The organism is Mesorhizobium sp. WSM2561, from assembly GCF_000513915.1.
Taxonomy (GTDB): Bacteria; Pseudomonadota; Alphaproteobacteria; order Rhizobiales; family Rhizobiaceae; genus Mesorhizobium; species Mesorhizobium muleiense.
The window spans coordinates 1-21,782 of sequence record NZ_AZUX01000032.1 but is presented as its reverse complement, the minus strand read 5'-3'; the positions used below and the strand labels follow the sequence as shown (position 1 = coordinate 21,782).

Below are 21,782 nucleotides of genomic sequence, written 5' to 3'. Positions count from 1 at the left end.
ACGATCTGATCCGAACGCCTTTGGTATGCAGTCCGGTCGCCGGTTCCGCCAGGGAACTGGCGACCGGACCGAATCCAAGTTGCTCTAGGCTGGCAATGCGCTAGTCTCGCTTTCTGGGCCTGCCGCCCGGCAGGCTGCCAGAGTGGGGCTGGTGTGAGAATGAATTCGGGTGTTGATCTGCTGCGGATCGAGGATGTTGGCATCTCTTTTGCCATTATCGGGGGACCGTTGCATGCCGTCAGGCGTGCAAATCTTCGCGTCCTGCCCGGCAAGGTTACTGCGCTTGTGGGCGAGTCCGGTTCCGGAAAATCGGTTCTCAGCCAGGCAGTGATGGGCATTTTGCCGAACACAGCCCATGTTCGCGGCCGTATCCTATTTTCCGATCCTGAAAAGCCCGGCACGACGCAGGATATCCTGCAGATGCCGCGTGACGGACCCGAAATGCGGGCGTTGAGAGGCAGCCGCATCGGCAAGATCTTTCAGGAGCCGATGACATCACTGTCGCCGCTGCACACGGTCGGCAATCAGGTCAGCGAATCCCTGCAGATTCATACGCCCATGGCTCGGGCGGAGCGCAAGGCGCGGGCCGAGCAAATGCTCGACCTGGTCGGCTTTCCCAACCCCAAGCGCGCCTATGACATGTATCCGTTTGAACTTTCGGGAGGATTGCGTCAACGCGCCATGATCGCCATGGCGCTTATCTGTCGGCCCGCCCTGTTGATCGCCGACGAGCCGACGACGGCGTTGGACGTCACCATCCAGGCGCAAATCCTGCAATTGCTGCGCGGGCTTCAGGCCAAGCTGAACATGGCGATGCTGCTGATCACGCACGACCTTGGCGTGGTCGCCAATGTCGCCGACGAGGTGGTGGTCATGTACCATGGCGAGATCATGGAAGCGGGACCTGTCGAGGCGATATTCCGCCGGCCAGGCCACCCTTACCTGAAGGGCCTGATGGCAGCCGTTCCGCATTTCGACCTGAAGCCTGGCGAAAGGCTAAAGGCGCTCCGCGAGGTGCCGGTGAATGTCGGGAACCTGCTCGGCAAGCAGACGGCGCCGGCATCGAAGGGGCCGGACGACATCCTGCTGTCGGTCAGGGATATGACAAAGACCTTCACCATCCGCAAGTCCGGATGGTTCGGCGGAGATCATCAAACCTCTGTTCGCGCCGTGGACGGCGTGAGCTTCGATATCAGACGGGGTGAGTGCCTGGGTCTTGTCGGCGAAAGCGGCTCCGGCAAAACCACCGTCAGCAAGGTCCTCATGCGGGCTGTCACACCAAACGGCGGCTCTGTGATCTTCAACGGCCGCGATGGTCCGATCGACGTCCTGGAAGCCGAGGGAGACGCCCTGCGCATGCTGCGCGCGAAAATCCAGATGGTCTTCCAGGACCCGGTTTCGTCGCTTTCACCTCGCATGACGGTGGAGAACATCTTGAGCGAGCCGCTGGAAATCCATCAACGTGGCGATGCCGCGTCCCGACTCGCCACGGTCAAGAGCCTGATGCAGGCAATCGGGCTCGATCCGCGCTTCATAAAGCGTTATCCGCACAGTTTCTCCGGCGGGCAGCGTCAGCGTATCGGCATCGCGCGCGCGTTGGCGCTGGGGCCTGAACTCCTGATCTGTGACGAGCCGGTTTCGGCACTCGATGTCTCTGTCCAGGCGCAGATCCTGAACCTTCTGAAGGACCTGCAGAAGGAACTGGGCCTGACCTACCTGTTCATATCCCACAACCTGGCGGTGGTGGACTACATGGCAGACCGCATCGCGGTGATGTGCGGCGGCCGTATCGTCGAGCTCGCACCGCGCGAAATTCTGCTTAGGAAACCGGTCCACCCCTACACGCGCTCACTGGTCGCCGCAGTACCTTTCCCCGATCTCGACAGGCCGATGGACTTCAAAACGCTGAAGCTCGACGGCGCTTCCGACACCAGCACATGGGGACCGCAATTCCGCGACGAGAGCGACAAGGATATGCTGTCGCCGCTCGACCTTGGCGGCGGCCACCTCGTGCTGGCCCGGCGTACGGCCGATGTCAGCGAGTTACGCCATTGATCAGCCGGCGCACCGTCCTTGGACTTATGGCTTCGGCATTTCTGCCGGGCACGTCGCGCGCCGGCGATCTGGAGCCGGAATTTCTTCAGCCGCAGCTGAAGGCCAAGGCGCTGCCGGCACTCGCCGAACGCTTGCCCAAGAGCCCGCGCGCGTTGAACCTCGCCGCGATGGGCCGGCAGCCCGGCCAGTATGGCGGCACGCTGCGCACGATCATCGGCAGCCAGAAAGATATCCGGATGATGACGATCTACGGGTATGCTCGCCTGGTCGGCTATGACGAAAAGCTCAACTTGCAAGCCGACATTCTCGAAAGTTTCGACGTAGCGGATGATCGCGTCTTCACTTTCAAGATTCGGGAAGGGCATAAATGGTCTGACGGCAGCCTGCTGACGCCGGAGGATTTTCGCTATTGCTGGGAAGATGTCTGGCTGAACGATGAGCTTTCGCAAGGCGGGCTTGCCCCCGCCCTGCTGGCGAACGGCAAGCCGCCACGCTTCGAGATCGTCGATCCGTCGACGGTCCGCTATAGTTGGGATGCGCCCAATCCCGACTTCCTGCCCAAGCTTGCTGCTGCTTCGCCGCTATCGCTGGTTCTGCCGGCCACCTATCTCAAGCAGTTCCACAAGAAATACCAGGATCCATTCCGGCTCGCCGGCCTAATGAAGGAGAACCGGGCCAAGAAATGGACGCTCCTGCATATCCGCATGTCGCGGCAGTATCGCCCGGAGAACCCGGAACTGCCGACGCTCGATCCCTGGCGGAACCGGACCAAGCCGCCGGCCGAGCAATTCGTCTTCGAGCGCAACCCGTTCTTTCATCGAATAGACGAGAATGGCCGGCAACTGCCCTATGTTGACCGGATCGTCATGAATGTCAGCTCGCCGGCGATCATTTCCGCCAAGACCGGTGCGGGCGAGAGCGACCTGCAAAGCATGGGAATTGACTTCACCGACTACTCCTTCCTGAAGGATGCGGAGAAGCGCTACCCGGTGAAGATGCATCTCTGGAAACGCACACAGGGTTCGCGGCTGGCGCTGCTGCCCAATCTGAATTGTGCCGACCAGGTGTGGCGTGGCCTTCTTCGTGACGTGCGCGTGCGCCGCGCCCTTTCGCTCGCTGTGGATAGGCGCGAGATCAATTTGGCCGTGTTCTACGGACTGGGGCAGGAAAGTGCGGATACGGTCCTGCCGGAGAGCCCGCTCTACCGGCCGGAATTCGCGAAAGCCTGGGTCGCCCATGATCCCGACCAGGCCAATGCCCTGCTCGACGAGGCCGGGCTTCAGACGCGTGACGATGAAGGCATGCGGATACTTCCCGATGGACGCCCTGCGCAGATCATAGTGGAAACGGCCGGCGAAAGCACGCTGGAAACCGACGCGCTCGAACTCATCACCGATCACTGGCGCAAGATCGGGATCGCCCTGTTCATCCGGACTTCGCAGCGCGATATCTTCCGCAGCCGCGCGCTTGGCGGCCAGATCATGATGTCGATGTGGTCGGGCATCGACAACGGCGTGCCGACCGCCGACATGAACCCGTACCAGCTGGCCCCCACCATCGACGACCAGCTGCAATGGCCGCTCTGGGGTGCTCACTACTTGTCTCATGGCAAGGTCGGTGAGGCGCCCGATCTTCCGCCTGTGGTCGAGCTGATGGCTTTGCTCAAGCGCTGGAAGGCATCGACCGAAGCCACGGAGCGTGCCGAAATCTGGAATTCAATGCTGTCGATCTACACCGACCAGGTGTTTTCGATCGGCACCGTGAACGGAACGCATCAGCCGGTTCTGGCGTCCTCGCGGCTGCGCAATCTGCCTGACAAGGCGCTCTACGGCTACGACCCGACCGCCTATTTCGGTGTCTACATGCCGGATACATTCTGGCTTGGAGAGTCCTGAGCGTGCTTCGATATTTTGTCTGGCGCATTGCCGTGATGGTTCCAACGCTGCTGGTCATATCGGCACTGGTGTTCACGATCATCGAACTTCCACCAGGCGACTATTTCGACAGCTATGTTGCCGAGCTTCGGGCTCAGGGCGAAGCGGTCGATTCCGATCGCATCGAGATGATGCGCAAGGACTATGGTTTCGACCAGCCACCGGTCATTCGCTACTTCTACTGGGTCGGCGGGATGCTGCGCGGCGATTTCGGCTATTCCTTCGAATATGAGCTGCCGGTTCGCGACGTCGTCGGGGACCGAATGTGGCTAACCGTGCTGGTTTCCTTCGTCACGATCATCTTCACCTGGCTCATCGCCTTTCCGATCGGCATGTACTCCGCCACGCATCAATACAGCTGGGGCGACTACGGCCTGACTTTCTTCGGCCTTCTCGGCCTTGCAATTCCGAACTTCATGCTGGCGCTGATCCTGATGTATTTCGCCAACATCTGGTTCGGCACATCCATCGGCCATCTCATGGACCAGCAATATCTCGGCGAGCCGATGAGCTGGGCCAAGGCGAAGTCGATCCTCGCCCATCTCTGGATTCCGGTCTTGATCATCGGCACCGGGGGCACGGCAAGCATGATCCGGCGGCTGCGCGCCAATCTTCTCGACGAGCTACACAAGCAATATGTCGTGACCGCGCGCGCCAAAGGACTTCATCCGTTCAAGGCGCTGGTCAAATATCCGCTGCGCATGGCGCTCAATTTCTTCATTTCCGACATCGGCTCTATCCTGCCGGCCATCATCTCCGGCGCCGAAATCACGGCGATCGTGCTGTCTTTGGAAACGACCGGGCCGATGCTGATCAAGGCGCTGCAAAGCCAGGACATGTATCTGGCAGGGTCGTTCCTCATGTTCCTCGCCTTCCTGACGGTCATCGGTGTCCTGATTTCCGACCTGGCGCTGGCGCTGCTTGATCCAAGAATTCGTTTGCAGGGTGGCAGCACCAAATGAGCACGCATTCGCCGCTGCCCGCTCCAGGTGCTCCGCTGCAACACTACGTTTCCAGCGCGCCCTTTGACCTGCAGTCGGTCGAGGCGATGACGCCGGAGCAGTCGAAGGTCTTTCAGGCGTCCCAGTTGCGGCTGATGTGGTGGAAATTCCGGGAGCACCGGCTTGCCGTTGTATCCGGCATATTCCTGGCAGCGCTTTATTTCGGGATACTGATCTGCGAGTTCCTGGCGCCCTACAATCTGCACACGCGCAACATGGACTACATCTATTCGCCGCCGCAGCGGGTGCACCTGTTCCACAACGGCCAGCTCGTCGGGCCGTTCGTCTATGGCCGCCAGATGACGCTGGATATGGACACGCTCAAGCGTAACTACATCGAGAAACAGGATGATGTTCAGCGGATCCGTTTCTTCTGCAAGGGCGACAGTTACCGGTTCTGGGGCCTGATCGAAGGTAACAGGCATCTTGTCTGCCCTGCCGAAAACGGCCAGCTCTTTCTGGCCGGCACCGACAGGCTGGGGCGCGATGTGCTCTCGCGCATCATCCATGGCGCACGTATTTCACTGACAATCGGCCTCGTCGGCATCAGTTTCAGCTTCCTGCTCGGCATTGTGATCGGCGGACTGGCCGGCTATCACGGCGGTATCTTCGACCTGATCGTTCAACGGATTATCGAAGTTCTGCAATCGATCCCCAGCATCCCGCTATGGCTGGCTCTGGCGGCGATCATGCCGATAACCTGGAGTCCGATCCTGATCTATTTCGGCATCACCGTCATCCTCGGGCTGCTCGACTGGACCGGACTGGCGCGGGCCGTGCGTTCAAAGCTTCTAGCCTTGCGCGAGGAGGATTACGTTCTGGCCGCGCAATTGATGGGCGCCAGAAGCAGCCGCATCATCGGGCGACATCTCATTCCCGGCTTCATGTCGCATCTGATCGCGACGGCGACGATCTCCATACCCGGCATGATCCTGGGCGAGACGGCGCTGAGCTTCCTCGGGCTCGGCCTGAGGGCGCCGATAACCAGCTGGGGCATCCTGCTCACCGAGGCGCGCAGCGTCAGCGTCATCGCGTTCTATCCATGGCTGCTTTTGCCGATGCTTCCCGTCATTCTCGTCATCCTGGCGTTCAACTTCCTCGGCGACGGCCTGCGGGACGCCGCAGACCCCTACAAGTGAGATCACTATTCCGCCGCGCGTCGGCCGCCGACTCCACCCGGTATGATCCTGTCGGCAGCCTGTTCGGTTATTGCAGCGTTCATCGTTCGCCTCTATAGGTGCCGAGACGCGATCGGGGTTTAACACGTCGCCCTTGGGTTTCACCTGTGAACCGTTCTGGTCGCGGGCATTGCCGATCTCTTGAGCTGGTTTCAGGACACACAAACGCATATGACTCGCCTTGAGAATTTCATCAGCAGGATGACCGCACAGCGCGACATTCTCGATCAAGTTTGCCCCGAGGTGGCGAAGATGGAAGGGCTGGTGCTCGAGCTCGGCCTCGGCAACGGCCGGACGTTCCACCATCTGCGCGAGCGCCTGCCCGGACGCCGGATTGTGGTGTTCGACCGCGAACTTAGCGCACACGCCAGCTCAATTCCCGACGCTGAAGACTTCGTGCTCGGCGAAATACGCGAGACGGCGAAGAGGTTCATTGGCATCGACGCGGCTCTTGTTCATGCTGACATCGGCACCGGCTATGACGATCGCGATGCAGTGACCTCTACCTGGCTTCCCGATCTGATCGCGCGCCTGCTTCGCGTCGGCGGCTTCGCGGTCAGCGGCACGCCGCTCGAGCACCCGCTGTTGCAACGCCTCCCGCCGCCGCCTTCGGTGCCCGCCGATCGTTATTTTGTCTGCAGGCGCGTGTGAGGAGCCGAGACGACCCGAATATTTGGCGGCCAAATCTTCGGGGCCAAATCTTTGGGGCCAAATCTTCAGGGGATCATATATACTGCTATCTCCCGCTCAATGCCGCGCAGCGAGACCTCGTGGGGCACGGGCGTCAGCGCGTTCCTGTGCAACAGATCGGCGGTGAGATTGTCGTCGACCACGGCACGAGTGGCGAAGATCGCCTGTGCGTTGGCAAGGTTCTGGACCCGTGAAGCAATGTTGACCGTCTGGCCGAAATAGTCCTGTCGCTCGTTCATAGACACGGCGATGCAGGGGCCGGCATGGACTCCGATCTTGAGCAGCAGATCCTCGCGCCCGCTCTTGTCGTTGAGCTCACGCATGGCATCGCGCATCCTGAGGGCCGCAGCAATCGCACGATCGGGCGTCGCGAAGGTCGCCATCACCGCATCACCGATCGTCTTCACCACCGCGCCTGCCTCCGCCGCGACGATCTCGTGCAGAACCTGGAAATGCACGCGCACGAGATCGAAGGCTGAAAGATCGCCAACCCGCTCGTAAAGCTCGGTCGATCCGCGCAGGTCGGTGAACAGGAAGGTCAGGCTGGTGATTTTCAGGCGCTGGTCGATGTCGAGCGTATCCGTGCGATAGAGATCGCGGAACGTCTGGTTGGTGAGCAGGCGCTTGGCAGTCAGGAAGGGCCGGCGTTTGCCCAGGAGATCATGCAATTCCTGGCCGGCGATGAAGACCGTCGGCAGCACGCGGGTGTCGGTCCTGTTCTCCAGCGAAATGCGCAACGGGCCGGGTTGCATCTCCAGCGTCTGGTTCTGGACATGGTCGCGGTCGAAGACCAAAGAGAGGCTTCGGCGCTCTTTTGTTGGTTCACCCTTCCCGTCGATGAACTGCGCTGAATGGGTGACCGGCTCGAAGACGATGACGAACTCAGACGGAAGCTGGATGGGCAGAACCGCCTTTTCACCGGGGGCAAGCTCGATATCCTCCAACGAGAACGCTTCTATCTTTTTCGCGAAATCCTCTTCCGGCAGATCGACGCCGGACGCCCAGTAGATCTGGCGGAAATATTCCACCAACGGCAGTTCGTGTGGATTGTGGGCGGCAATCCTGCGCACGCGAGGACTGACGGTGAATGTCACCTCGACCATCTCGTCGAGGGTCGGCGAATAGCCCTCGGAGCACAGCGCGCAGGTGTATTCGTCCTTCTGCAGGGTTTTCAGCGTGGCGTTGGAGTCGAGCACGCCGCCACAGCCGGGGCATAGGACATTCCAGGAAATGTCGAAGATGCCCACCCGCGCCGCATGGAGAAAGGCGCTTATGGCGCGTTCCTCGTCGAGGCCATGCTTGCTGGCGAAGGCTGGCGCATTGATGCGGCAAAGTTCGCGGTCCTTGCCCTCCGCGATGGTTCGCCTGATCGCGTCGATTGCCTGCGGATCGACATCGGTCGATTGCCGCAGAAGCGAGAACAGATCCTGAGCTTCGTTCATCGTGCAGGCTCCGGAAAATGCGCCATCCAGGCGTGTTGACCGGACCGGTCTTTGGTCCGAGCGCTCCATCTTACTTCGAAACGGACCGTACGACCATTCGAATGGATAGGCCTGGTGACAGTTCAATTTCCATTCGGCGGATTTTCACTGGCCGCAAGCGGCACTAGGATGGCGGGGCATTCATCTTTGGGGTCTTCTCCCATGCCGACATCCAACAACCCGCAATTTCCCGCGGCCCTGCGCCTTTTCTCTGTGGTGGTCATCATCGTCCTGATCGTCGGCGCCGGCCTGTTTTTCGCGCCTGTGCTGGTCAAGCCGCGCTGGCCTTGGGCCGTCACGCCGTTCAATGCCCGCTTCCTCGGCGGCTTCTACACCGCCGAAATGGTCGTGATGGCGGCGCTGCTGGTCTGGAATCGCTGGTCACCCGGCCGGCTCGTGCTCGTCATGGCCTTCATCTTCACCGCCATCGTGTCGGTGGCTTCGTTCATCAATCTCGGCTATTTCAACTTCGAGCGCAAAGCGCCCTGGCTCTGGTTTTTGGTCTATCTCGCTTCGGTCGCGGTATCCGGGCTGTTCCTGTGGCGGGCCAGGGCCCGTCCTTCAGCAAATGGCGTGACCTTAACCCCCGTATGGCGCGGCTACATGCCGGTGGAATCGGCGATCCTTGGGCTCTATGGCGTCGGCCTGTTGCTGTTTCCCCTGACATTCGGCAGCATCTGGCCATGGCCGATCGATGCCTTCCACGCTCAGGTCTACAGCGCCATCTTCCTGGCCGGTGCGGGCGGTATATATCTTGTCTGGAGAAGCGCTCCGCGCGAGGAACTGCTGGTGCTCGGCTTGGCGCAGTTTCTCGTTGGCCTGCTTGCCATCCTTGGCCTCGTCATCACCGACGCTGCGGTGCACCGGATCGACTGGACAGCGACCGGGACATTGTGCTGGCTCGCCCTTTTCGGCTGGATCGGCATCAGCGGCGTCTTCAAACTCTACGCCGCCTCCCGGTATTTTAGCTCGCAATCGGCATCATAGGTTGCACAGACGGCTGGATTTTCAGGTGACGTCCGGTGCATCGTGGCGTGCCGATTGCCTTCGCCGGGAAAGCCATGACCAGCACGACCTCGCCATCCCCAAAGAAAATCCAGCCGCAGCTCCGGTCCGTCCGGCTGAGCGATGCTGAGGCGCTTTGCGCTATCTTCAACATGCCGGGCTTCCGCTGGGGCACGCTCAGGATGCCCTTCGAGATGGTGGAGCAGGTGGAGCGGCGCATCGCCAAGTCCGGCCAGGAAACCACCTGGATCGTTGCCGAGTTGGACGGCAAGGTCGTCGGCCATGGCAGCCTGGTCGTGCAGGGTTCGCCGCGCCGTTCGCATATCGGCGAGATCAATATCGGCCTTGACGATGCCTTTGTCGGCAAGGGTATCGGCTCTGCCATACTTGGCGCGCTGCTTGACGTGGCCGACAACTGGCGCGCCCTGAAGCGGGTCGAATTGACCGTCTATGCCGACAACGAACCGGCCATCCGTCTCTACACAAGACACGGCTTCAAGGTCGAAGGCCGACATGTGAAGGCCGGTTTTACCGACGGCCAGTACCATGACCTCCTGAGCATGGCCCGGCTGCGGTTCTGAGATCCGCTGTTTGGTCCTAACTGTTTAGCCAATCTGATAATTCGTGCCGAGTCGGCGCGAACAGGCGATTGCTCATGGAGACCTGCGTTGGATACGGTCAATTTCGCCTCCATGTGTGGGCCGGTCGCATCCAGCAAGTCTGGTCTCCCTTGGCGTTTGCACGGCAAGCGGCTAGACGGGACCAATGACCGCCGTCTTTGACCCTACGCCTCCGGTGGAAATTCTGGCAGTGCTGTCGCTGCTCTGCCCGGAAGTCGTGCGCGACATCGAGCAGAACTGGAATGCACCGGTTTCCGACTACGCCCGCCATCTGTGGCGGCCGGTGGCAAGGCCTGCATCGGGCCCGGCGATCGCTGCCCGCTCGATCCTGCGCGAAGTCCTGCATCAGCGCCTTGGTGTGATCATGCAGCCTGAAGAGATCGGCAAGGTCCTCGACGAGTTCGAATACAGACCGGTGATTCAGTCCGGCCTGCACTGCCTGCTTCTGATGGACCGGATCACCTTCGATGCCCTCCTGCTTGCCTGGCTCGGCGCGGTCGAAAACGGGCTGTCGGCCTTCTTCAGCTTCATGGGAACGACGATGACCATGGAGACAATTGGCCGGGAGGGGCCGGGATGGCTCGATGTCGGTGACGACAAGGTCAACCTGTTTGGCATGGGGCGCCACAAACTGTGCCGCAAAAGCGCCTGCGTGGCCGGTCCCGTCACCCTCAACAAGCGCGCGCTCGAAGCGGTGGGCGACGAAACGGATGCCAGCCGCTGGCTGGGCACACTGCTTGCCAGCCAGGACAAGGTGTTTGGAACCGCCGCCGATGCGCTGACAGCCCTCAACGAGGATCTGGTCGCCGATTGGGATCGTTCCGGCATGGCCCAGCCGGTTTTCATCGATGATCGGCTCGCCGCGGCTGCCATGGCGCGGCATCTGGAAAATGACGGCAGCCTTGTTTCCAGGCTGCTCCTTGAGCCCGCAAGGCGCCAGCGTCTCGAACGTGCCTTGCAAGCAGCCGCATCGAGCCCATTTGGCAGGTTCCTGCCCAATGCCACGGCCTATTTCTGGGGTATCCGCGAGGAGCGCGTGCGCAAGCTCGTCCTCGATAACGGGCACCTGATCGAGCCTGGCAGGCCGCATGGTCTTTCCATCCCGTTCGAGCGGCCGCATCTCAGGCAGGCGCTGCTGGACGGCGTGCTGCTGCCGAACTTGTTCCTGATGTTCCTGGTCCTTGCCATATTGCCGCGCGTGCGGGTTGTGGGCGGCCTGAGACAGATTGGTTATGTAGCGCTTTTCCACTCGATCCTGCTGGCTGCGCTAGATGAAAACGCGCCGGAAGAGCGCGATCTGGCTGCGGAGTTGCAGGTTCGGGAAAATGCCTGGGGCATGCGGGTCATCGATGAAAAGATCTCGGTCCGCGAGCAGCTTGCCGGCCTGCCGAAAGGGGCGCTCTTCCCGGCCCTGCTCCGGCAATACCGTTTGCGGACATTTGCCGAGGCGACCGACGACCTGAAGCTGGTTCGCGAAAACGCCCGATGGCGCAAGATCGGCCAGGCAGAGATCAAGGCGAACTGAGCCTACTTCAGGTTGATTTTCTGGTGCGCAACCGCAAGCGACGGCGATCTATCGGTGAGCCTCTGGCGTCTGATCCGGCCGCGTCCTTGACGCTGATGCCTTTCGGGATTTCGACGACGGCTTCCGCCTCGATCGGCAGCGCTCTGCCACCGGACCCACACGGATCGCTCGATGCCCATTTGCGCTGCCGCTTGCTGGTCGACGGCTATCGGTTCATTCTTGTGAACCTTGGCCGTGAAGTGCGTAGCGAGATCACGCCGTCACGGCCCCTAGTGAGGTCTTGTTCGATGGACTGCTCGGGCTGCGGTTTCGAGGTTGAGGGCGGTTACGCTTTCTGTCCGAGGTGTGGCAGGCGCCAGCCCGTGCCATGCGCCAGTTGCGGCTACCGCTGCGCACCTGATTTCGAGTTCTGTCCGAAATGTGGGGCAAGCGTCGGTGCGCCCGCAAAAGCCGTCGAACGGCCTGCTCCGACGCCAAGCCGGACCATTGTGCAGCCTTCTCGAACTCCGTCGCTGCTTCCGAACATCGAAAGCGAAGATGGGCAGTATCCCGTCTCTGACGCCGATCGCCGGACGGTAACGGTCCTGTTCGCCGACCTTTGCGGCTTCACAACACTCAGCGAGCAGCTCGACCCCGAGGTCATGCAAGCGCTGCAGAACAAACTGTTCAAGGAATTGACGGCGGCCGTGCGAAACTTTGGCGGTTTCGTCGACAAATTCATCGGCGATGCACTGCTCGCTTTGTTCGGTGCGCCGGTCGCGCATGAGGACGATCCGGAACGTGCGCTTCGCGCCGCTCTCGACATGATCGCCCGGACGGCGCGGCTCGGCGAAAGCACCCCCCACTCCGGCTCGCCTCTGTCACTCCATATCGGCATAAACACTGGTCCGGTCGTCACTGGCGGATTGGGCGTCGGCACCGCCAAATCCTATTCGGTGACCGGCGATACAGTGAATACGGCGCAACGCCTGCAATCGCTGGCCGCACCGGGTGAGGTGCTGGTAGGCGAGCTCACTCACAGGCTGACCCGGCACGCCTTCTCTTACGAGTCGCTGGGTGATGTCGTGCTTCGCGGCAAGGCTGGCAGTGTGCTCGTCCATCGACTGGATGCACCGCTTGCGGCGCCGCGTGCAGCGCGTGGGCTCGAGGCGCTCGGCCTCAGTGCGCCGATAATAGGTCGTGGTGCGGAGCTCAATAGAATGCTGGCGAGCCTTGACCAGGCGTGCGGCGGCTCGGCCCAACTTGTCCGCCTCGTCGGAGAAGCCGGTATCGGGAAATCGCGGCTGGTGAACGAGTTCGTCGCCCGCGTCGGCGACGAGGATCGTTTTCGCAACGTCGCCGTGCGGCAGGCCACGTGCTCACCGCTGGGCGAACAATCATTTGGCGCCTTGGGCGCAGTGGTGCGCAGCGCTGCCGGGATGATGAAAAACGACAATGGGGACGAAATGCGGGGGAAGCTCGCAGGCTTGCTTGCCGATCTCGGCCTGCAGGGCGAGGAGGCGAAGCGGCTGATGCCTTTGCTCTACCATGTGCTTGGCCTTGGCGACCCCGATGCCACCTTGCAGCATGTCGAGCCCGAGCAGCTGCGGCGGCAAATTCTCTACGCAGTCCGCACAATCATCGAACGGCGGCTTGCGTTGTCGCCGCTGTTGATTGTCGTCGAAGACCTGCACTGGGCCGACGCCGTGTCGCTCGAGGCACTACGTTTCGTGATGGACAGGTTAGTGCGCACGCGGTTGATGGTGCTGGTCACGCATCGTCCGGCGCCGGACAATGACCAGCTCGACTCAAGTCGGGTCAGTCACACAGCGCTGAGGCTTTCGCCGCTCAACAGTGATGACGGACGCGGCCTGCTGGCGGCGCTTTTCGGCGAGAGCTGGGTAAACTCCGCAGGAGGGCTTCTCGACCAGATCCTCGAGCGCGCGGGCGGCAACCCCTTTTTTGTAGAGGAGATCATTCGCGGCCTTATCGATCGCGGTGTACTGATGCGCGAGGGCCAGCGATGGCGGACTGTGGCAGGCGAAGTGGCAACCGGCATTCCCGCCACTATCCAGGCAATGTTGCTTGCTCGCGTCGACCGGCTGCCTCAAGAGGCGCGCCGGTTGGCCCAGGAAGCCGCGGTAATCGGCCCGCGCTTCAATGCCACACTTCTGAAAACCGTGACAGCCGACCCCGGCCGGCTAGAAGCCGGCTGCGAACTGCTTTGCGATGCGGAAATCATCGAGGAAGTTGCCGGATCAGGCTCGGTCTCGTCGCAAAGCTACCGCTTTACGCAAACACTGCTGCAGGACGTGATCTACCAGAATCTGCTCCTGCAACGCCGGACCGACATCCACGGGCGGGTCGGCGCTGCCTTGGAGCAACTGTGCGGCGACAAGCCGGAACGGCTCGAGGATTTGACCGTGCTCGGTTATCATTTCGCACAGAGCGCCGAGGGGGAGAAGGGCGCGCATTACCTGCAGGCGGCGGGCGATCGCGCTCGCATGATATACGCCAACGACGACGCCCTTCGTTTCTACGATCGAGCACTGACTGCGTTCGGCGCGATCGGGCAAACACCGCTCAAACTGGCAATTGCAGAGCGCATTGCCGATTTGAGCGGCCCGGTAGGCCGCCGCGAGATCGCGCACCACCACTACGAGACGGTGTTGCAGGCATACCGCAAGTCAGCCAATCGTGTCGCTTCGGCGCGAGTTTTGCGTAAGATCGGTCGGCTGCTCTGGGACGTCGGCAAGCGGGACAACGCAGAATCCCGCTATGCTGAAGCGGCAGCGCTCCTCGATGGAGCGGATGCTCCGATCGAGCAAGCGCAACTCTGGCAAGAACGTGGCCGACAGGCGTTCCGTAGCGGAGATCACGCTCTCGCGGTAAAATGGGCAGACGCGGCGCTGGATTGCGTACGCACTCTGACAACGGAGCATGTCTCCGAGGTAGGATGTGATGCCACTCTTGTGACCGCCGAGGCACTTAATACCAAGGCTGTTGCGCTGGCTCGCCTTGGGCGAAGCCGTGAAGCCGTGCGTCAGGTTGAGCGTAGCATTGAATTGGCCGAAGCCGCCGGTCTACTGGGCGCGGCCTGTCGCGGCTACACCAATCTCGGCGTGCTTTACACGACTATCGATCCGGCACAGGCGATGGAGGTCTGTCGGCGCGGTCTTGAAGTGGCGCGCCATATTGGTGATTTGGGTTTCCAGGCGCGCCTTCTCGCCAATCTGGCTGTCGCTTGTTGTACTTTCACGGATCGCTGTCCAACGGAGGGCGTGCCTGCTGCCGAGAAGGCCATCGAGATCGACCGGGCGCTCGACCAGCGCGAGCACCTGGCGGTGCCGTTGATCGTGCTTGGGCAGATCCACCAGTGCCACGGCCGTCCGGAACTGGCGGTCGGCTTGTTCCACGAAGCACTGGACGTAGCCCGCGAAACGGGCGAACCCCAACTGCTGTTTCCGTGCTATGATGGTCTCGCAACGCTTAATCTCGACCTCGACAATCTGGCCGAGGCCGAACGCTACTTTTCCCTGGCGCAGGGCATATGCGCCCAGCACGGGCTCGACCCGGAAGCGCTTGTGGTGCTGCCTTTTCTCGACTAGCCGGGTTGGAGGTTGGAAATGTCCGCGCGTAGTGACTTGGTACCGCTTCAACCGGGCGACCGTGCGCCGAACTTGGTACTCGACGCCATTACCCAGGAAGGCAAGATCGCGCTTGACGACTATCGCGGACAAAAACCGGTGCTGGTCGGCCTGTTTCGAGGTCTGCATTGTGCGTTTTGCCGGCGCTATATCGCCGCCCAGGCGCGGCTTGATCCGGAGCTGCGCGAAAAGGGCGTGGAGAGCCTGACGGTGGTCAACACCCCGATCGAACGGGCGCGCCTCTATTTCCGCTACCACCCGATGCCGAATCTGCTTGCGGCCTCCGACCCTGAGCGCGCTTCACATCGTGCTTTTGGACTGCCCAATCTCGAATTCACCCAAAACGAGACGAACTGGCCGTACAAGGTCTCGATGGCAGCGGTAAAGGATATGCGGGTCGACATACCAGGCGAGTTGCCCGGTCCTATGGATCCTATTGCGGCCACCGAAATCCTCAACAAGATGGACCATTACGAAGTGACCGAAGCCGACGAGCAGATGGTGGCAACGGGACACGGACAACTGGTCGGTCAGTTCCTGCTGGACCGGCAGGGGATCGTCCGCTGGAGCTTCACGGAGGTTCCAGAGGGTGGGCGATACATGTTTGGGGCGCCAAGCCCTCAGGAGCTGATGTCAGCCGTGTCCCAAGTCGCCCAATAGACTTGCGAACGAGGTAAGGTAAACGGGCGGGACACTGAAATGACACTGACGAGACGAGTTCACCGTTCTTCGAGCACGGCCTCGACCTTGGCTACAAAGTCATCGAGTGAGCGATCCCCGCGAATCTCGATGCGCGGAAGGTCGATGGGATCGCAATCGAGGTCCGCCGGCCCGTGTCTGCCGCCGAAGCCGATCCGATAGCCGCACTCCTTGGCCAGCCGGCCAAGCCGTCGGTCGGTGACAGAAAAGGGTGCCGCGAACGCCGTGGTTGGCCGACCGGTCCACCGTTCGATGAACATGCGAGAGCGCAGGAGCTCGGCGGCCAGGTCGGAGCTCGACAGACCATCGATGGCGCGATGCGTCGCCAGATGGCTTCCGAAGAACGCACCTTCGGCGGCGAGGCGTCGCACCGTCCCGGCGTCCATAAGCTGTGTCGGCGGACCGCTGTCGGCGTCCCACAGTGCACTTTCACCCACCAGGTCCGTCACCAGGAACACTTCCGCGGTCAGGTCGTTCGCGCGCAAGATCGGCCAGGCATGGTCGGCAAAGTTCTGGAAGCCGTCGTCGAAGGTGATGAGCACTGGGCGGCCAGCGAAAGGTTGACGGCTGGCGATGAACCGTTCCAGCTGCTCGGACCTAATCGCGTGAAAGCCATTGGCGCGCAGCCATGCCATCTGACTGTGGAATGCGGCGGGCGTGAGCCGAAAACGGGCGAGCGCGGCCGGACCTTCATCGGCGACGCCGTGATACATGAGGACAGGGATACGCTGCCGCCGCTCGCTACGCGCAACGTCGCGGCGCAGGGCCCGTGCCCCGCCCCAGACGATATTTCGCGCGACCCCGATTTCGAGGCGCGCGCGGATTGGCGCATGATCGATCAGCGGTTCCGTCGCCACCTCGTCCGGCGACAGGCGGCGGAAGCGGTCTACGCGATAGAGCTCGGTCTGGATCGATTGATCGAGGGCGAGGCCTTCGGTCGCTGCCAGCGTCTCTGAGATCGCTTGTGCACCGAATGTGTTCCAGTCGAAGCCGGTCCTTTCAACATTGTCACGTAATACGAATGCGTGTGCGTTGATGAAACTGCCGCCAGGCGCCAATGCCTCGACGATTTTTTTGGCGATGCGCCGCAACTCGGCGAGATCATCCAGATAGTAGAGCACTTCCGAACAGACGATCAGGTCCATCTCACCAGGCAGCGTGTCCGCGCAGAAGTCCAGTACGCCGAACTCGACATTCGGCTGATCGCTGCATCGCGCGCGCGCTCGCCCGATGGCTACGGGGGAGATGTCGGTTGCGGTCAAATGGCCCACTCGCGGCGCCAGCTGCCGCGTGAAATGCCCCTCCGCGCAGGCCAGCTCAAGCGCCCGTCCAATCGGACCGGCAGGCAGAATTTCGAGCTGCCGCTCATATTTTTCCTGCTCATAGGACGAACCGTAGTTCCAGGGATCCTCGGTGGCGAAACGGCGATTCCAGAACGACGTGCGATCATTGTCGTGCCCATCCGCGGCCGATGCACGGCGCTGCACTGAAAGCGGCTCTGTAGCTTCGGCGCTCGACCGAACCAGCCCGCGCGCTTCCGCGGCCAACCGCGCGAGTTTGCCGAAGTGGCTGTCCCGATCGGACCGGGGTCCCGCGATGGACAACAATGCCTCGGCTGCAGATATGTTTGACTTGTCGGCACCGGCGCCCTGTTGCGGGGCATGTACAGGCGGTCGCCTCGCAAGCCGCGCGGCACTCTGTGAAAGCCGCTCAGGGGGCACGAAATCCTGGATCAATTCAATCCAATGGCGCCTTGTCACTTTCCCAAGTACGCCGAACTGTGCGACAGCCTCGATCTGGCCATCCATCGTCAGATAGGCATAAATTCGATCGATTCCTTCCGGAATTTCGATCGAGGTCGGATTTCGAATATCGACGCGAATTCCAAGCGTCCGCGCCAGCCTGCGCGGCGCGGCAAGATCGTCGAAGTCGAGAAGCATTTCCTCAAGGTGATACTGGACGCGGCGACCCGCGACGGGATCGTCCCAGACCTTGCCGAGTTCGGTGATCAACTCGGTGAGGGAGCCGCCGAACCCGTCCCACCTGGCAGCCAATTGCGCTGGCACCGATAGGCTTCCTACCATAAGGCCGTCGCAGGCCACCTTGGCGATCTCACGCGCCCACTTACGTCCTGCCGGGAGCGCGCGCAGGGTCTGCGGGCTGATCGAGCGGCGGCCGCTGCCGCAATCCGACGCGGCGTTCCACAACGCGAACCACGCGAGTGCTTCGGAAGCGGTGCGGCCGTTCGTTTCGGTCGCGCCATTGGCGTGAGCCGATGCTGGCTTTTTGACCCTGGGATCAGGAGAAAAGCCGCGGGCGATCACGATTTCCGCATCGGCCAGCATCTGCGTCGATTTGCGGGTGAGCGAGTTGGGACTGGTCCGATAGAAAGCGAGCGGTTCGTCGACCATCACCCAACGTTTGCCTAGACGTGCCAGGCGCTGCCACAGATCCCAGTCCTCGCAGGTGCGCAGCGAAACATCGAAGCCGCCCAACTCGACAATTGTCTTCCGGTCGACGAGCAGCGCGTGAGTGCGGATAGGGCACCGGCGCGCGAATGTTTCGAAGGGCTGGATCGCAACCTCCGTCGGGATGCTCGACGGGGTGAGTTCGCCATCGGGCATCACGCGCCGGGAACCGCAATAGGCGGCGACCGCATCGGGGGCGGCTTCAAGTGCGGCCAGCATTTTCGCAAGGAAGCCGGCGCCCACCCAATCGTCCGCATCCAGGAACATGAGCCAGCGTCCGCACGCTGTCGAAATCCCGCTATTGCGCGCGCCGGCGGCGCTATACGCACAAGAGCTCAACGTCCGAAACCTGGCGTCGTGCTCCACATAGCCGGCGATGATCGCGGCGGTGGCGTCCGTGGAGGCGTCGTCGACGACGATCGCCTCCCAATCCACTATTTCCTGATCGAGTAGGCAATCGAGTGCGCGCGGCAGCGTTGCCACCGCATTGTGCGCAGGAACCACGATTGAAACCAAGGGATTATGCGCCACGCCGTCTTACCCGCGCCTGGTTCGAAGGTAGAACCAGAGTCCCGAAACATAGCCGGCGATTTCCTGCCAAAGGAAACGGTCCTCAGCGACACTGCGTCCAAACAGTCTCCTGCGAACGCTTCCGAGCCGCCGCGACGCCGCCATTTGGCTGCAGAGCGAGCTTGCTCCTGTCGTGCTACCGATGTTGGAAGCCGGGCGCAGCATTCGGATCCGTGCCGCCGAGCTTGGGCGCCAGCTGTCGCAGAGGGACGTCAAGGCCAAGCATGCCGCATACTCATGTCGTCGATCCCCGGAGTCGGCGCCATGACCACGAGCTGCGGTCCCTGGCATCGTGCAATAGCTATGGCAACCTGACGTCTTTTGCAATCGGGGCGCAATAGATGCAGGCCCACTGAAGCGTTGGTGTGAATGACTGCAGTGATTGGGACTATTGCTCCCCTGCTATCGACCGAAACGCCTCGATTCCGAGGTGCATTCTCGAACAGCCATTCTCCGTGCGAAAGAAGACCTTCCTTCTACCGTTGGGCCCGCATCGGAAGCTGATCGTCGCAGTATACAGCCGGGTGCGAGACAGTATGCGCACTGCCAGGCCCGTTAATTTAGATACTTCTAATGAATATGCGCTACTTAATTGCGCTCCAATCGCTATGGCCTGACATTGTATTACTCGTTTCTATAGTAGATTGCGTCCAATGGCCGATTAGATTAGCCGGTTATGGCTGCTATCACAAAGAGATGCGAGAGCGACGCAAATCGGAACTCGTTCATTTGTGCTAGTCCAAGAGATGTAAAAGGGACGCACGAATTGGCCTAAGGCAAGAAGATTCCGGCTTGCGAGCCGGGTATTTTGCTGACATGCTTGGGCGTTTTTTGGTTTTGCACTGTGGCAGGTGTTCAAATGAAGGGGCATAAGGATGGCTAAGGAATCTTCGAGTACCGCTTCTTCGGCAAGTAAAGCGGACGAAAATCTGATAAACAATCCAGATGGAAACGGGCTGGCCTTCATGGGGGTCCAGGCCCGCGAGAGCGGGGTGTCCGGCGACGCTGTAGGTGTCGACAAGATACGTGATCTGCTGTTCGGCAACCAGATGCAGGACTACGACCGCCGTTTTTCCAAGCTTGAAGAGCGGTTCTTGCAGCGCTTCAAGGATGTCGAATCCGAGGCCAAGCGCAATCTTGAAATGTACGAGTCGAATGCAAAGAAGCAGGTCGAATCGCTCGCGGCGCAATTGCGGAACGAAAAAGATGCACGAGCCGAGGCCGACAAGGAGATTGACCGGAATCTTCGCGAGCAAAATCAGGCGCTTGAAAAGCAGGTGCGCGCGTTGTCGGATCAATTGAGCGAGCTTGAGCGCGAAGTCGCGGACCGGATAAATCGAAGCGATCAATTGCTGCGTGAGGAAATCAAGCAAAAGAATGAAAGCATTCAGATGCTGATTGAGAAAATGTTTTCCGATCTCAGCAACGTCAAGACCGACCGAAATCTTTTGGCCGGCCTGTTTGTCGAGGTTGCAAAATGTCTAAATCAGGATCCCGTCGGCAGCAAGCACAACGCGGAACGCAGCTGGAAAGTGAGTTGATCGGAACTTGACGTCGACCGTCGACCCAATCAGTCTTCCTCAAAGAGCAGCTTCGAACGATCCAGAGATTGATCGCGAGGCTCTGGCTAATCTTTTGGTCGAAATTGCTCGGAACGTCGATCCGGACTATCGTGCGCGTCTCTACGGAGTTCCAACCGCCGATCCTCGCATGGAGACGCTGCGCCAGTTGCTGGTCGGCCGCGAAATTTCGGAGCTTTCACGAGTTGCGCACCTGCTCGACGAACCTGAGCAGCTTGCGGCTGCAGTGGGGGGTGTTCTCCCCAGTGCAGCCGCACGTGCGCCTCATGCGCAACTCGGCGAGGCCCTTGCGCCAGCTGTCGAGAGGGCCGTGCAGCGGTCCATCCAGAAGAGCCCGCGCACGCTTACGGATATATTATACCCGGTGTTTCTGCCGGCAATTCGCAAGTCGATCGGGGAAAAGATCGATCAGACCTTTCAGTCGCTGAATGAAACTTTAAGACATATATTTACCTGGCACGGGCTCAAGTGGAGATTTGAAGCTTGGAGAACGGGTGCAAGCTTCTCAGAAGTTGTTCTTAAGCATTCTCTTGTCTACCGTGTAGAGCATGTCTTTCTTATCAACCGCAATTCCGGCCTTTTGATAGCGCATGTAACAGCCGATAATGCAACGAGCGAAGATCCTCAACTCATTTCTTCGATGCTTAGTGCTATTCAAGATTTTGTGAAAGACTCATTTAACGAGAAAGAACAAAGCGGCCTGGACACTATCCGTTTCGGAGAGCTTCGTCTCTGGTCGGAAGTTGGACCGTTTGCGACCTTGGTCGCGGTGATCCGGGGAAATCCGCCAGAGGAATTACATGAAATCGTTCGCGATGTGTTGTTTCGCATCCATGATGAATACTCACAGGCCTTAGAGCAATTTGACGGCGACAGTTCGCAGTTGGCCGGCATAGAGACGCAGTTGCAATCCTGCGTTGAACTGAAGCAGGAGGACTCAAACCAGGGATTTCCGTGGCTGGTGGTGGCTGCAGTCCTGCTGGTTTTGATTCCGGCAGGCGGTTGGTTCTTTCTTTCCTGGCAATCCGGGCAACGCTGGCAGGCCTATGTGTCGCGGCTGAGTACCCAGCCGGGCATCATCGTTGCCGAACAAAAGGTGCGCGATGGCCAATTCTATATTGCCGGCCTGAGAGACCCGCTTGCCGCCGACCCGCAGGCTTTGCTGTCCGGAACGCAGGTCGATCCTGCCCGCGTTCATTCGCAGTGGCAATTCTATCAGAGCCTTGAGCCGGAGTTCGTGCTGAAGCGGCTGACGGCGTCGCTGACCCCGCCGAAATCGGTTCGGCTTTCGATCGTCGAGGATCGCATCGTTGCCGAGGGTGAGGCTCCCGACACCTGGATAGATCGGGC

General features: G+C 60.7%; 13 protein-coding genes and 1 pseudogene. 12 read left to right on the top strand and 2 right to left on the bottom strand.

Going from position 1 to position 21,782, the window contains the following annotated elements:
• The first annotated feature begins 159 nt into the window (after positions 1-159).
• The 5 genes from M727_RS0124240 (at position 160) to M727_RS0124220 (ending at position 6,819) form a co-directional block, all read left to right on the top strand.
• Positions 160-2,055 (top strand): ABC transporter ATP-binding protein, encoded by a 1,896-nt coding sequence (locus M727_RS0124240; RefSeq protein ID WP_027154830.1) that lies wholly within the window; start codon positions 160-162, stop codon positions 2,053-2,055.
• Positions 2,052-3,950 carry an ABC transporter substrate-binding protein gene (locus M727_RS0124235; protein WP_027154829.1) on the top strand — a complete coding sequence of 633 codons (1,899 nt, stop codon included), beginning with the start codon at positions 2,052-2,054 and terminating at the stop codon, positions 3,948-3,950. Before M727_RS0124240 ends, M727_RS0124235 begins: the two co-directional genes overlap by 4 nt.
• A 2-nt stretch (positions 3,951-3,952) precedes the next feature.
• Positions 3,953-4,951 (top strand): ABC transporter permease, encoded by a 999-nt coding sequence (locus M727_RS0124230; protein ID WP_027154828.1) that lies wholly within the window; start codon positions 3,953-3,955, stop codon positions 4,949-4,951.
• Entirely contained in the window at positions 4,948-6,129 is a 1,182-nt protein-coding gene (locus M727_RS0124225; RefSeq protein WP_027154827.1) for an ABC transporter permease, read from the top strand. The genes M727_RS0124230 and M727_RS0124225 overlap by 4 nt, the downstream gene beginning before the upstream one ends.
• 210 nt (positions 6,130-6,339) lie before the next feature.
• Positions 6,340-6,819 carry a class I SAM-dependent methyltransferase gene (locus tag M727_RS0124220; protein ID WP_027154826.1) on the top strand — a complete coding sequence of 160 codons (480 nt, stop codon included), beginning with the start codon at positions 6,340-6,342 and terminating at the stop codon, positions 6,817-6,819.
• Between the two features lie 65 nt (positions 6,820-6,884).
• Here the strand turns inward: M727_RS0124220 and M727_RS0124215 are convergent, their stop codons facing one another.
• A complete protein-coding gene (locus M727_RS0124215; protein WP_027154825.1) occupies positions 6,885-8,300 on the bottom strand; it encodes an adenylate/guanylate cyclase domain-containing protein in 1,416 nt (471 codons plus the stop codon).
• A 201-nt stretch (positions 8,301-8,501) separates the two neighbouring features.
• Between M727_RS0124215 and M727_RS0124210 the strand changes: the two genes are divergently transcribed.
• From M727_RS0124210 to M727_RS0124190, 5 genes are all read left to right on the top strand, one after another.
• Positions 8,502-9,326: a hypothetical protein gene (locus tag M727_RS0124210; RefSeq protein ID WP_027154824.1), complete on the top strand. Its 825-nt coding sequence runs from the start codon at positions 8,502-8,504 to the stop codon at positions 9,324-9,326.
• Between the two features lie 74 nt (positions 9,327-9,400).
• Positions 9,401-9,925 carry a GNAT family N-acetyltransferase gene (locus M727_RS0124205; protein ID WP_027154823.1) on the top strand — a complete coding sequence of 175 codons (525 nt, stop codon included), beginning with the start codon at positions 9,401-9,403 and terminating at the stop codon, positions 9,923-9,925.
• Positions 9,926-10,109: 184 nt separating this feature from the next.
• Positions 10,110-11,489, top strand: coding sequence for a hypothetical protein (locus M727_RS0124200; protein WP_027154822.1), 1,380 nt, complete (start codon positions 10,110-10,112; stop codon positions 11,487-11,489).
• 287 nt (positions 11,490-11,776) lie between these two features.
• Positions 11,777-15,076 carry an adenylate/guanylate cyclase domain-containing protein gene (locus M727_RS0124195; protein ID WP_027154821.1) on the top strand — a complete coding sequence of 1,100 codons (3,300 nt, stop codon included), beginning with the start codon at positions 11,777-11,779 and terminating at the stop codon, positions 15,074-15,076.
• Positions 15,077-15,094: 18 nt separating this feature from the next.
• Positions 15,095-15,775, top strand: a complete 681-nt coding sequence (locus M727_RS0124190) for a redoxin domain-containing protein (protein ID WP_027154820.1) — start codon at positions 15,095-15,097, stop codon at positions 15,773-15,775.
• 59 nt (positions 15,776-15,834) lie between these two features.
• Here M727_RS0124190 and M727_RS0124185 read toward each other — a convergent pair whose 3' ends face one another.
• On the bottom strand, positions 15,835-18,813 hold the full coding sequence (locus M727_RS0124185; protein WP_027154819.1) for a trifunctional glycosyltransferase/class I SAM-dependent methyltransferase/polysaccharide deacetylase: 2,979 nt from the start codon (positions 18,811-18,813) through the stop codon (positions 15,835-15,837).
• A 914-nt stretch (positions 18,814-19,727) separates the two neighbouring features.
• Here M727_RS0124185 and M727_RS0124180 point away from each other — a divergent pair.
• Both M727_RS0124180 and M727_RS0124175 read left to right on the top strand, forming a co-directional pair.
• On the top strand, positions 19,728-20,393 hold the full coding sequence (locus tag M727_RS0124180) for a hypothetical protein (RefSeq protein ID WP_027154818.1): 666 nt from the start codon (positions 19,728-19,730) through the stop codon (positions 20,391-20,393).
• Between the two features lie 7 nt (positions 20,394-20,400).
• Positions 20,401-21,782 (top strand): annotated as a pseudogene (locus tag M727_RS0124175) (OmpA family protein); the annotation flags it as partial.